Origin of the sequence: Zobellella denitrificans (genome assembly GCF_002237365.1) — a bacterium.
GTDB classification, from domain to species: domain Bacteria; phylum Pseudomonadota; class Gammaproteobacteria; order Enterobacterales; family Aeromonadaceae; genus Oceanimonas; species Oceanimonas denitrificans.
Genome location: NZ_NMUO01000108.1, coordinates 1 through 12,378 on the forward strand (window position 1 = coordinate 1; position 12,378 = coordinate 12,378).

At 64.2% G+C, this 12,378-nt stretch carries 12 protein-coding genes; 9 read left to right on the plus strand and 3 right to left on the minus strand.

What is annotated here, in order from left to right; genetic code table 11:
* The 9 genes from CGX12_RS17040 to zntB all read left to right on the plus strand — a co-directional run.
* Positions 1-856: ribonucleotide reductase barrel domain-containing protein (locus CGX12_RS17040; RefSeq protein ID WP_497045755.1), on the plus strand; the 856-nt coding region annotated here is incomplete at its 5' end.
* Positions 857-867: 11 nt separating this feature from the next.
* The gene (locus CGX12_RS17045) at positions 868-1,452 is read left to right on the plus strand and encodes a TSCPD domain-containing protein (RefSeq protein WP_094041041.1); all 585 of its coding nucleotides are present in this window, start codon (positions 868-870) and stop codon (positions 1,450-1,452) included.
* Positions 1,453-1,918: 466 nt separating this feature from the next.
* Positions 1,919-3,685, plus strand: coding sequence for a glyoxylate carboligase (gene gcl / locus CGX12_RS17050; RefSeq protein ID WP_438273045.1), 1,767 nt, complete (start codon positions 1,919-1,921; stop codon positions 3,683-3,685).
* Positions 3,686-3,751: 66 nt separating this feature from the next.
* Entirely contained in the window at positions 3,752-4,534 is a 783-nt protein-coding gene (gene hyi, locus CGX12_RS17055) for a hydroxypyruvate isomerase (protein ID WP_094041043.1), read from the plus strand.
* 66 nt (positions 4,535-4,600) lie between these two features.
* Complete coding sequence (gene glxR / locus CGX12_RS17060; protein WP_094041044.1) at positions 4,601-5,488, plus strand: 2-hydroxy-3-oxopropionate reductase; 888 nt, start codon at positions 4,601-4,603, stop codon at positions 5,486-5,488.
* A gap of 180 nt (positions 5,489-5,668) precedes the next feature.
* Complete coding sequence (locus CGX12_RS17065; protein ID WP_094041045.1) at positions 5,669-6,937, plus strand: glycerate kinase type-2 family protein; 1,269 nt, start codon at positions 5,669-5,671, stop codon at positions 6,935-6,937.
* Positions 6,938-7,122: 185 nt separating this feature from the next.
* A complete protein-coding gene (locus CGX12_RS17070; RefSeq protein ID WP_094041046.1) occupies positions 7,123-7,623 on the plus strand; it encodes an ureidoglycolate lyase in 501 nt (166 codons plus the stop codon).
* 741 nt (positions 7,624-8,364) lie between these two features.
* Positions 8,365-9,807 carry a YfcC family protein gene (locus CGX12_RS17075; RefSeq protein ID WP_094041051.1) on the plus strand — a complete coding sequence of 481 codons (1,443 nt, stop codon included), beginning with the start codon at positions 8,365-8,367 and terminating at the stop codon, positions 9,805-9,807.
* Positions 9,808-9,949: 142 nt separating this feature from the next.
* Positions 9,950-10,915, plus strand: coding sequence for a zinc transporter ZntB (gene zntB / locus CGX12_RS17080; protein ID WP_094041047.1), 966 nt, complete (start codon positions 9,950-9,952; stop codon positions 10,913-10,915).
* Here zntB and CGX12_RS17085 read toward each other — a convergent pair whose 3' ends face one another.
* The 3 genes from CGX12_RS17085 to CGX12_RS17095 all read right to left on the minus strand — a co-directional run.
* On the minus strand, positions 10,916-11,410 hold the full coding sequence (locus CGX12_RS17085) for a hypothetical protein (protein WP_094041048.1): 495 nt from the start codon (positions 11,408-11,410) through the stop codon (positions 10,916-10,918).
* Between the two features lie 132 nt (positions 11,411-11,542).
* Complete coding sequence (locus CGX12_RS17090) at positions 11,543-11,677, minus strand: entericidin A/B family lipoprotein (protein WP_094041049.1); 135 nt, start codon at positions 11,675-11,677, stop codon at positions 11,543-11,545.
* A 64-nt stretch (positions 11,678-11,741) separates the two neighbouring features.
* Positions 11,742-12,378, minus strand: a 637-nt coding sequence (locus tag CGX12_RS17095) for an ATP-binding cassette domain-containing protein (RefSeq protein WP_142995657.1), incomplete at its 5' end; no start/stop codon positions are given.

A 12,378-nucleotide genomic window follows, 5' to 3' on the forward strand; every position in this document is an offset into this window, starting at 1 on the left:
CACCGGCTGGCACACCGGGCTGGAGCTGGCCCGGGAGAAGGGCGCGGCGCCCCTGCTGCTGCGGGACTTCGAGCTCACCCCGGCGCTGCTGCGGCTGCGCCCCGAGCTGCTGGACGACGGCCACCACGCCGGCGACAAGGTGCCGGGGCGGATACTGCACGCCCGCTACAGCCGCTACCTGCAGCGGCTGGCGGAGCAGGAGCCGGAGCTGGTGGCGGACCTAGCCCGCACCGGGGCGCGTTTTACCCACCATAGCTCCATCGCGCCCACCGGCACCCTCTCCCTGTCGCTGGCCAACAACGCCAGCAGCGGCATAGAGCCGAGCTTCGCCCACCACTACAGCCGCAACCTCATCCGCCCCGGCCGCAAGAGCAAGGAGCGGGTGGAGGTGTTTTCCTTCGAGCTGCTGGCCTACCGCCGGCTGGTCAATCCGGACGCCCTGCCCGGCAGCCCGGATCCGGCCCGGGCGCTGCCCGACCATTTCGTCACCGCCGACGACGTCAGCCCCGAGCAGCACGTGGCGATGCAGGCCGCCGCCCAGCGCTGGGTCGACTCCTCCATCTCCAAGACCGTCAACGTGCCCACCGACTATCCCTTCGAGCGGTTCGAGGATCTCTACCTCCAGGCCTGCCGCCAGGGGCTCAAGGGCTGCACCACCTTCCGCTTCAACCCCGCCGCCTTCCAGGGGGTGCTGGTGCGGGACCGGGATCTGGCCGCCACCCGCTATCGCTTCCTGTTGGACGACGGCAGCACGGTCGAGGCGAGGGGCGATGAACCGGTGGAGTACGAGGGCGAGGTGCACAGCGCCGCCAACCTGTACGACGCCCTCAAGGAAGGCTACTACGGCAAGCTGTGAGCAGGTGACCCATGCGCAAGATAGAGCGGAAAATCGTCGGCTGCGAGGTGATAACGCCCAGTTCCTCCCGGGACGGCCCCCTGCCCGAGCCGGCGGCCCGGCCCGAGGCGCTGTGGGGCACCACCTACAAGATCAAGACCCCCCTGCTCGAGCATGCCCTCTACGTCACCATCAACGACCTGGTGCAGGACGAAGACGGCGGCCGGCGCCGCCCCTACGAGATCTTTATCAACTCCCGCAACATGGAGCACTACCAGTGGGTGGTGGCGCTGACCCTGCTGATCTCGGCGGTGTTCCGCCGGGGCGGCGATATCCGCTTTATCGTGGATGAGCTGCGCGCCGTGTTCGATCCCCAGGGTGGCTACTTCAGGCCGGGCGGACGCTACATGCCCTCCCTGGTGGCCGAGATCGCCGATGTCATCGAGCGCCACCTGGCCGCCATCACCCCGGCAACGGAGCCGGCTCCGGAGCACAGCGGGGACGCGACCGGTTTTCCCGCCGGCGCCCGGCTGTGCCGCAAGTGCCTGACCCGGGCGGCCGTGCAGGTCGACGGCTGCCTCACCTGCCTGAATTGCGGCGACTCCCGCTGCGGCTGACGGCGGCAGCCACGGCTTCCAATACGAAATTGTTCACAATTTTGCATGCAATCTTGTATCTACACATGTGTTCGTAATACTATTGTTACCGCTCCGCGCCGGCCGCCACCGCCCCGGGATCGACGGGAACACCCCTTCCTTATAAAAGGAATCGATTTCCATTTTTAATGAAGCAATGGCGGGAATCATCCGGCGCATCAAAAATCAAAACAAAAAACCATACAAAACATAAAATTAACTACGAAAATAGTGGCGACACAACAGACCGGGGTCAACTTGCATTTTCCACAATGCAAAATTGATTTCCAAAAATATGTTGATCGTCACATTTTTTTTTGTATTATCAGCCTATGGGTTGCGCAGATGTTAACCGCCCTCACCAGGCGGGTCTGCGAGCCAACCCCCATGGACAACCAACAACGGTGCCGAGCGCACCTCAGATGAATGGATACCGACTATGGCTAAAATGAAAGCAATCGAAGCAGCCGCTAAAATCCTGGAACTGGAAGGTGTGACCAAAGCCTTTGGTGTTCCCGGCGCCGCCATCAACCCCTTCTACGCCGCGCTGCGGGGTCTCGGCTCCATCAGCCATGTGCTGGCCCGTCACGTCGAGGGTGCCTCCCACATGGCCGAAGGCTACACCCGTGCCAACCCGGGCAACATCGGGGTCTGTATCGGTACCTCCGGCCCCGCCGGCACCGACATGATCACCGGCCTGTACTCCGCCTCCGCCGACTCCATTCCGATCCTGTGCATCACCGGCCAGGCGCCGCGTGCCCGCATGCACAAGGAAGACTTCCAGGCCGTGGACATCGAGTCCATCGCCAAGCCGGTCGCCAAGTGGGCGGTCACCGTGATGGAGCCGGCCCAGGTGCCCGGTACCTTCCAGCAGGCGTTCCACATCATGCGCTCCGGCCGTCCCGGCCCGGTGCTGATCGACCTGCCCTTCGACGTGCAGATGGCCGAGATCGAGTTCGATCCGGAAGCCTACCAGCCGATGACCCCGTACAAGCCGGCCGCCACCCGCATCCAGGTTGAAAAAGCCCTGACCATGCTGAACGCCGCCGACAAGCCGCTGATCGTTTCCGGTGGCGGTGTGATCAACGCCGATGCCGCCGATCTGCTCACCGAATTCGCCGAAGTGCTGGGCGTGCCGGTGATCCCGACCCTGATGGGCTGGGGCACCATTCCCGACGACCACGAGCTGATGGCCGGCATGTGCGGCCTGCAGACCTCGCACCGCTACGGCAACGCCAACCTGCTGGCTTCCGACTTCGTGATCGGCATCGGCAACCGCTGGGCCAACCGCCACACCGGTTCCGTCGACGTCTACACCAAGGGCCGCAAGTTCGTGCACGTGGACATCGAGCCGACCCAGATCGGTCGGGTGTTCGGCCCGGATCTGGGCATCGTGTCCGACGCCGGCGAAGCGCTGAAGCTGTTCGTGGAAGTGGCCAAGGAGTGGAAAGCCGCCGGCAAGCTGAAAGATCGCAGCGCCTGGGTTTCCGAGTGCCAGGAGCGCAAGCGCACCCTGCAGCGCAAGACCCACTTCGACAACACCCCGGTCAAGCCGCAGCGCGTATACGAAGAGATGAACAAGGCCTTCGGCCGCGACACCACCTATGTGTCCACCATCGGCCTGTCGCAAATCGCCGCCGCCCAGTTCCTGCACGTGTACAAGGCACGCAACTGGATCAACTGCGGTCAGGCCGGTCCCCTGGGCTGGACCATTCCCGCCGCCCTGGGCGTATGCGCCGCCGAGCCGGGCCGCCAGGTGGTTGCCCTGTCCGGTGACTACGACTTCCAGTTCATGATCGAAGAGCTGGCGGTGGGTGCCCAGTTCAAGCTGCCCTACATCCACGTGCTGGTGAACAACTCCTACCTGGGCCTGATCCGCCAGTCCCAGCGCGGTTTCGACATGGACTACTGCGTCCAGCTGTCGTTCGAGAACATCAACGCGCCGGAGCTGGGCGAATACGGTGTGGATCACAAGGCCGTGGTCGAGGGCCTGGGCTGCAAGGCCATCCGGGTATTCAAGCCGGAAGACATCGCCCCCGCCTTCGAACAGGCCAAGGCGCTGATGGCCGAGCACCAGGTGCCGGTAGTGGTGGAAGTCATCCTGGAGCGGGTGACCAACATCGCCATGGGCGTGGAAATCGACGCCATCAACGAGTTCGAAGAGCTGGCCGAGAAGGGTGCCGACGCCCCCACCGCCATCTCCCTGCTCGACTGACGGTATGGGCCCGGCCCGGGGCCGGGCCCATACTGAACTTGCCCCCAAGAACATAAGGACATCGCAATGCCGAAATTAGCCGCCAACCTGTCGATGCTGTTTACCGAGGTCGACTTCCTGGACCGCTTCGAAGCCGCCGCCAAGGCCGGTTTCAAGGGCGTGGAATACCTGTTCCCCTATGATTATCCGGCCGAGGTCATCAAGGCCAAGCTGGACGAGAACGGCCTGGAGCAGGTGCTGTTCAATCTGCCGGCCGGCGATTGGGCCGCGGGCAGCCGCGGCATTGCCGTCGATCCGAGCCGGGTTGAAGAGTTCAAGGCCGGCGTGGACCAGGCCATCGCCTACGCCAGGGTGCTGGGCAACAAGCAGGTCAACTGCCTGGCCGGCATCCCGCCCGCCGGCGTGTCCGCCGAGCAGGCCGAGGCCACCTTCGTCGCCAACCTGAAGTACGCCGCCGAGAAGCTGAAGGAAGCCGGCATCAAGCTGATTGCCGAGGCGATCAACACCCGCGACATTCCGGGCTTCTTCCTGAACAACAGCAAGCAGGCGCTGGACATCATCGAGCAGGTCGGCTCCGACAACCTGGCGTTCCAGTACGACATTTACCACATGCAGATCATGGAAGGGGACATCATCCCGACCATTGAGAAAAACCTGAGCATCATCAACCACATCCAGCTGGCCGACAACCCGGGTCGTCACGAGCCGGGCACCGGCGAGCTGAACTACCACAACATCTTCGCCTTCCTGGACAAGGTGGGCTATCAGGGCTGGGTGGGCGCCGAGTACAAGCCGGCCACCACCACCGAAGCGGGCCTGGGCTGGCTGAAGACCCACGGCGTTGCCTGAACCATCCCTGAACTGATTTCTCCCAGCGCCGGCCAGGCCGGCGCCCCAAGCCAAGAGGAAACGAACATGAAAATAGGTTTTATCGGTACCGGCATCATGGGCAAGCCCATGGCCCAGAACCTGCAAAAAGCGGGTCACACCCTGTACTTCTCCGAGCATTTCGCTCCCGCCCCGGCCGATCTGCTGGGTGACAACGGCATCGCCCTGGCCAACCCCAAGGCGGTGGCCGAAGCGGCCGAAGTCATCATCATCATGGTGCCCGACACCCCGCAGGTGGAATCCGTGCTGTTCGACGCCAACGGCGTGGCCGACGGCCTCTCCGCCGGCAAGGTAGTGGTGGACATGTCCTCCATCTCCCCCATGGCCACCAAGGGCTTCGCCAAGCGCGTCAAGGAAACCGGCGCCCAGTACCTGGACGCCCCGGTGTCCGGCGGTGAAGTCGGCGCCATCAACGCCACCCTGAGCATCATGGTCGGCGGCGACGAAGCCACCTTCGAGCGCATCAAGCCGCTGTTCGAAGTGATGGGCAAGAACATCACCCTGGTGGGTGGCAACGGCGACGGCCAGACCTGCAAGGTCGCCAACCAGATCATCGTGGCGCTGAACATCGAGGCGGTGGCCGAGGCCCTGGTATTCGCTTCCAAGGCCGGCGCCAACCCGGCCAAGGTGCGCGAGGCGCTGATGGGCGGTTTCGCGTCTTCCAAGATCCTGGAAGTGCACGGCGAGCGCATGGTCAAGGGCACCTTCAACCCGGGCTTCCGCATCGCCCTGCACCAGAAGGACCTGAACCTGGCCCTGGACGGCGCCCGCGAGCTGGGTGTGTCCCTGCCCAACACCGCCGGTACTCAGGAGCTGTTCAACACCTGTGCCGCCCTGGGCGGCTCCGGCTGGGATCACTCCGGTCTGGTCAAGGCGCTGGAGCACCTGGCCAACCACAATATCCGGGGCGAGTAACCCTTTTACCGGACCGCGGCTTTTTGGCTTCAGTCGCGGCCCGGTCAAAACCGGGGCAGGCGTCGGCAGGTTCAGACTTTCACTCAGGGGGCTTTGTGTTAGATCCTGGTTGCCGTCGTCTCGCCCCACCCCGACACTTATAAGAATGTAAAGGCAGCCGTTTTTCGAGGAGTATTTGCAATGGATATCCAACCCAAGGAGTTGTTACAGCAGTTGTTCGACAGCGCCGTGGCCGCCGCCCTGCCCAAGGGCAACCTGGCCGAATACCTGCCCAAGGATACTCGTCAAAAAGCCGTTGTCATCGGTGCCGGCAAGGCCGCCGCCTCCATGGCCGCCGAGCTGGACGCCATCTGGGAAGGCGAACTGTCCGGCCTGGTGGTGACCCGCTACGATCACGGCGCACCCTGCGAGCGTATCGAAATCATCGAGGCCGCCCACCCGGTTCCGGATGACGCCGGCGAGCGGGTCGGCCGCCGCATGCTGGAACTGGTGTCCGGCCTGGGCGAAAACGACCTGGTGATCTGCCTGCTGTCCGGCGGCGGCTCCTCGCTGCTGAGCCTGCCGGCCCCGGGCCTGACCCTGTCCGACAAGCAGGCCATCAACAAGGCCCTGCTCAAGTCCGGTGCGGCCATCGACGAGATGAACTGCGTGCGCAAGCACCTGTCCGCCATCAAGGGGGGCCGCCTGGCCGCCGCTACCTACCCGGCCCGGCTGATCGCCCTCGGCATTTCCGACGTGCCCGGCGACGAGCCCACCGTGATCGCCTCCGGCCCGACGGTGGCGGACCCCACCACCTCGGCCCAGGCCCTGGCCATCCTCGACAGCTACGGCATCGAGGTCGCGCCCCATGTGCGCGCCTGGCTGCAGAGCCCCGAGTCCGAGACCGTCAAACCGGGGGACGAGCGCCTGAGCCGGGCCGAGTTCCACATGATCGCCACCCCCCAGGATGCGCTGGACGCGGCCGCCGACGTGGCCATGTCCCACGACATCACCCCGCTGGTGCTGGGTGACTGCATCGAGGGCGAGTCCCGGGAAGTGGCCAAGGTGCACGCCGCCATCGCCAAGCAGATCCAGAAGTGCGGCCAGCCCATCTCGGCCCCCTGCGTGATCCTGTCCGGCGGTGAAACCACGGTCACCATCAAGGGCAACGGCCGTGGCGGGCGCAACAGCGAGTTTATGCTGAGCCTGTTCAACGAGCTGAAGGGCCTGAAGGGCGTCTACGCCCTGGCCGCCGACACCGACGGCATCGACGGGGTGGAAGACAACGCCGGCGCCTACATCACCCCCGAGCTGTACGCCCGGGCCGAGGCGGCCGGCCTCAAGGCGGAAGACTACCTGGCCAACAACGACAGCTACGGTTTCTTCTCCCGGCTGGGCGTGCTGGTGGAAACCGGCCCCACCCGCACCAACGTCAACGACTTCCGGGCCATTCTGGTGCTGCCGGAATAACCCGAACCCGATAACAACAATAAGCAAACCCGCCGCCGGCCCCCGTGCCGGTGGCCACCCTCACCGACCAAAAACGAGAACACCAACATGACCATCACGCAGATATCCAGCCGGCGTCCAGGCCCGGCCGGCGGGCTTCGCCTTGCCGTTATTCCCCCCCGGGCCCTGCCGGCAAGGGGGCGCCCATGACCCTGCAACTCCGGGCCCAGCCGCTGACCGCCGCCGCCTTCGCCCCCTTCGGCGAGGTGATAGAGACGGAACGGCAGCACCAGTTCTATATCAATGACGGCAAGGCCCTGCGCTACCACGATATCGCCCGGGCCGAAGCCCTGGGCGACGATGCCCGGGTCGCCATCAGCCTGGTGGACGTGGAGCCCTACACCCTGCCCCTGGCGGTGACCCTGATGGAGAAGCATCCCAGGGGCAGCCAGGCCTTTATTCCGCTCGACGACAAGCCCTTCCTGATCCTGGTGGCGCCACGGGGTCCGGCGCCGGCGCCGGAGGCCATCCAGGCCTTTGTTTCCAACGGCCGCCAGGGCGTGAACTACCACACCGATACCTGGCATCACCCCGTCGTCTCCCTCGGCGGGCGGCAACGTTTTCTGATCGTCGACCGGGTCGGCCCGGGCGACAACTGCGACCTGCACCCGCTGCCTCCCGGCCTGCTCGAGGTAGTCAATCACTGATCCTTGGTGATCTACCGTCCGGAACAGTGAGTTACCGGGCAGGTCCCGCCGCCCCCTCACCAAGCCCGCCGCCCATGGCGGGCTTGCCGTTTCTGCGGCTTCCGGTGTGACTCACACACCCAGCGCCACCTAACCGCCTACGGACCAAAGTGCAAAGATCGTAAACAGCCCCTAATACGGCTACGTCAAGAAAGCAGGGCCGTCCTGGGAACACCCTTTTAACTCCACATAAAAATAAATATACCGATGAGAAATTTAAATTCCAAAATAGATAATAACTTTGAATAAACAGAAAAAGCCACTTAAAGGACACAATAATAAAAATAAAAACATACAAAAGACATTTAGCAAAAACACATAATGTGGAACATGATTTAATACAATTTAATAAATCAAAGCATCCAAAGATAAAAATACCATTAATATCATCAAGATAATTAAATTTTCATTTAAAAACATATACATAAGAGCACTCCCAGAGCCACCCCACTAGCCATCCACGCCGGCTCCAGCTGCTAACACTCATGGCAAATACATCAATTCCATAAGGTGGAAATAACTTCCAAAAAATGTTGATCCGGTGTTAATAAAGGGTTATTAATAGCCCCGAGGCCAGCCATCAATACAAACCAGCCCCGTTTTATATGCAAAACGGCGCAGGCGACCTTTTAAAAAACTACGCCGCCCAGCGTAAATGGACTTAACTCAGTTGATGTAATGAAGGGAGAGGTCATGGAGCCCATGTCTAAAGCCAATCAGTTTTCCGCCGACACCGTGGAAAAGAAAAAGAAATCGTTCGAGATGCCGCACATCTACGTCATCCTGTTCGTGTTCAGCGCCATCGCCGCCGTACTCACCTACATAGTGCCGGCCGGCCAGTATGACCGGGTACCCGGCCCCAACGGCCGCACCACCATAGATCCCAACTCCTACCAGGTGATCGAATCCAACCCGGTCGGTCCGGTCGACTTTATGCTGGCCATTCCCAAGGGCCTGATGGACGCCGGCGCCGTGGTGTTCTTCACCTTTATCATCGGCGGCATGTTCATGGTGCTGCGCCGGACCGGCATCATCGAGATCGGGGTCGACAAGCTGACCCGCCGCTTCGCCCACAACAGCATCGTCATCATCCCGGTGCTGATGACCACCTTTGCGGTGATCGCCACCCTGATCGGCACCCAGGAGCTGGCCCTGGTCTATGTGCCGGTGATATTGCCGCTGATGATCGCCCTGCGCTTCGACTCGGTCACCGCCGCCGCCGTGGCCCTGTGCGCCACCACCGCCGGCTTTACCGCCGGGGTGCTCAACCCCATCAACACCGGCCTGGGCCAGCAGCTGGCCGACCTGCCGGTGTATTCCGGCCTGCTGCTGCGGGTACTGGCCTTTGCCGCCATCCTGCTGGCCGGCATCTTCTACGTTACCCGTTACGCGCTCAAGGTACGCAACAACCCGGCGCTGAGCCTGATGAACGGCGACGCCAAGGAAGAGGACAAGCGCCACCGCTACCAGCATGGCAATGACGAAGGCGTGCTGACCGCCACCCCGCGCCAGAAGTGGGCCGCCTTCGCCACCTTCGCCTTCTTCGCCACCCTGGTGTGGGGCGTGCTGACCCAGGGCTGGTTCATGATGGAAATGGCCGGGCTGTTCGTGATCATGGGCGTGGTGGTCGGCCTGATCGCCGGCCTCAAGACCGAGGAGATCTGCGAGGGCTTCAACGAAGGCTTCCGCGACGTGCTGGTGGGCGCCATGATCTGCGGCATCGCCCGCGCCGTGGCGGTGGTGCTGGAAGAAGGCCAGATCATGGATACCCTGGTATACGGCCTGGGCAACCTGGTGGGCGGTTTCCCGGCCATCTTCTCCGCCATCGGCATGTTCTTCGCCCAGCTCGGCTTCAACTTCGTGATCCCCTCGGGCAGCGGCCAGGCGCTGGTGACCATGCCGATCATGGCACCCCTGTCCGACCTGGTGGGCGTGACCCGGCAGACCGCGGTGCTGGCCTACCAGCTGGGCGACGGCCTGGGCAACATCCTCTATCCCACCTCCGGCTACTTTATGGCCACCCTGGCCCTGGCCGGCGTCGCCTGGAACAAGTGGGTCAAGTTCTTCCTGCCCCTGTTCGCCATCTGGATCGCCATCGCCATGGGCTTCCTGATCTTCGCCCAGGTCACCCAGTGGGTGGGCTGAGTTCCAGCGAACGGCACATCGCTTCAAGGGCCTCCCTCGGGAGGCCCTTCGTGTTTGTTTTCCGGGAAACAAGGAAAGCTCCGGCTGAGGCCCTCTATGCTTTGGTGTAAGCTGTTACCCTGGTGACTCGGGGAGGAATGCAATGGAACAGGTGCCGGTTAACAGTATCTATCGCCTGGCGCTGGACGGTGCCGGGGGCATGCGGCCGCTGGCGGCGGGGGCCGGACTGCCGGCGGACGGGCCCGCCTGGGTGCACCTGGACTACGGGGAGCCCGAGTCCGCCCGCTGGCTGAAGCAGAGCCCCTTGCTGGACGAGGTCGCCCGCGAGGCACTGCTGGGCCAGAGCAGCAGACCCAAGCTGGTGCGCCAGGGCGACAACCTGCTGCTGATCCTGCGCGGCATCAACCACAACCGGGGCCACAAGCCGGAAGAGATGGTGGCCCTGCGCATCTTCATCACGCCTTCGCTCATCATCAGCAGCCGGCGCCGGCCGCTGCTGTCGGAGCAGGACGTATTCGCCCAGCTCGAGCGCCGCTGCGGCCCGGCCAACCCGGGTGACTGGCTGGTGGAAATGAGCGATGCCCTCACCGACCGGGCCGGCGAGTTCGTGGAGGAGCTGCACGACCAGATCCTGGAACTGGAAGAGGCGGTGCTGGAACGCAAGCTGCCGGGCAACGGCCGGCTGGGGCGCATCCGCAAGCAATTGATCCTGATCCGCCGCTACCTCTCGCCCCAGCGGGATCTGGTGGCCCGGCTGGCCAACGAAAAGATCGGCTGGCTGGACGAGGACGATCGCCGCCGGCTGCAGGACATCGCCGACCGGCTGCGCCGCTGGCTGGACGATCTGGACGCGGGCGTGGCCCGCACCGCCGTGCTGGCCGACGAGATCAACAACCTGATGACCGAGGCCACCAACCGCCGCGCCTACCAGATCTCGGTGATGGCGCTGCTGTTCCTGCCCGCCACCTTTCTCACCGGCCTGTTCGGCATCAACCTGGGCGGCATGCCGGGCGCCGATCACCCCCTCGCCTTCTGGATTTTCTGCCTGATCATACTGGCGCTGGGGGTGGCGCTGGGAGCCTGGCTCAAGCTGCGCCGCTGGTGGTAGCTACAGGCCGAACACCAGCAGCAGGCCGAACAGGGCCAGCAGCCAGGCGCTGATGGCCAGTTCGTCGCAGGCATGGTTGAAAAAGCGGCGCTTGAGGGCGATGGCCTGATCCAGCTTCCGGCCCAGTTGCCGGTATTCGGTTTGCAGCCGTTCCAGGCTGGCCGGGTCGTCGCCGTGCAGCAGGGCGTCCAGCTCGGCTTCCAGCGGCGGGGCGGGCACCTGCTCCGGCGGGCGAAAACTCAGCAGGGCGTGGCCCCAGCCGCAGGCCAGGGTAAAAAAGGCCAGCAGGCACAGCGCCAGGGCTATCCAGCCCAAGGGCCCGGCCGGGCGGAACAGCAGGGTGGCGTTGAAGGCGGTGAGCAGGCCCTGGGCCACCAGCAGCAGGCTGAACAGGGTCAGCAACCGGCCGCCCGCTCCCTCCAGCCGACGCAGCTCCCGCCCCTGTTCGGCCAGGTGTGCGCCGAGATGGCCGATGGTCGCCTGGCTTGCGTTCATGGCTCCTCCCCTGGCGTTGTCATAATCCACCTGCCCTGAGGATAGTGAAGAATAAGCCCGTTCGGATCTCGGACGGCGGCAGGCAACGAAAAAGGGCCGGCGCACATGCTGCCGGCCCCTGGCCCGGGGTGTTTAGTAAGTGGAGCGCTGGATCGCTTCGCCGCCCGCCTCTACGTCTTGCCCAACGCCGCGCATGGTGTTGCAGCCGCCGAGCAGCGACAGGGTAAGCAGCGAAAGCAGAACCAGGGCCGGGGTACGTTTTTTCATGGGGTTTCTCCTTGCCGGGAAAAGGGACTCCCTTGAAGTCTAGCAGTCCCTCCCCGTTTGAGGGTTACCCCAGCGTCAGCACCCGATCCGCCACCTTGTTCACCAGTGCCGCCTCGTGGCTCACCAGCAGCAGGGCGCAGCCCCGCTCCCGGGCCAGATCGGTGAGCAGCCGGATGGTCTGCTGCTGGGTCACCAGATCCAGCCGCGAGGTGGGCTCGTCGGCGAACAGCAGCACCGGCTCCAGCAGCAGGATGCGCAAAATCGCCAGCCGCTGCAGTTCGCCGCCGGACACTTCCCGGGGCGAACGCGCCAGCAGGTCGGGCGAGAGCCCCAGCCGGGGCAGCAGCCGTTCCACCTCGGTCCAGTCTTTGCGGTGCAGCTTTACCACGTCCTGCAGGCTCTGGCCCAGGCTGCACCAGGGCGCAAAGGCGGCGGGCGGATCCTGGTAGAGCTTCTGGTAGCGGGTGCGGGCCAACGCGGGGTCGCGCCACACGGCGCCGGCGTCCGGCTCCAGCACGCCTAAGCAGATGCTGCCCAGGGTGCTCTTGCCGCAGCCGCTGGGGCCCACCACCCCCATCACTTCGCCGGCGCGCAGCTCGAAGGAGATGTCCCGGAACAGGGCGCGGCCGCCCCGCGCCTTGGCCAGCCCGTCCACCTTCAGCACGGTGGCGCCGGCGTTCAGGGGCGCCACCGTGCTGAAG

Bases quoted from the DNA above. Each gene is read 5' to 3' on its own strand.
- gcl (WP_438273045.1), top strand. From the start codon at position 1,919: ATGAAAGCAATCGAAGCAGCCGCTAAAATCCTGGAACTGGAAGGTGTG.
- CGX12_RS17065 (WP_094041045.1), top strand. From the start codon at position 5,669: ATGGATATCCAACCCAAGGAGTTGTTACAGCAGTTGTTCGACAGCGCC.
- CGX12_RS17075 (WP_094041051.1), top strand. From the start codon at position 8,365: ATGTCTAAAGCCAATCAGTTTTCCGCCGACACCGTGGAAAAGAAAAAG.
- zntB (WP_094041047.1), top strand. From the start codon at position 9,950: ATGGAACAGGTGCCGGTTAACAGTATCTATCGCCTGGCGCTGGACGGT.
- CGX12_RS17090 (WP_094041049.1), bottom strand. From the start codon at position 11,677: ATGAAAAAACGTACCCCGGCCCTGGTTCTGCTTTCGCTGCTTACCCTG.
- hyi (WP_094041043.1), top strand. From the start codon at position 3,752: ATGCCGAAATTAGCCGCCAACCTGTCGATGCTGTTTACCGAGGTCGAC.
- CGX12_RS17070 (WP_094041046.1), top strand. From the start codon at position 7,123: ATGACCCTGCAACTCCGGGCCCAGCCGCTGACCGCCGCCGCCTTCGCC.
- CGX12_RS17045 (WP_094041041.1), top strand. From the start codon at position 868: ATGCGCAAGATAGAGCGGAAAATCGTCGGCTGCGAGGTGATAACGCCC.
- CGX12_RS17085 (WP_094041048.1), bottom strand. From the start codon at position 11,410: ATGAACGCAAGCCAGGCGACCATCGGCCATCTCGGCGCACACCTGGCC.
- glxR (WP_094041044.1), top strand. From the start codon at position 4,601: ATGAAAATAGGTTTTATCGGTACCGGCATCATGGGCAAGCCCATGGCC.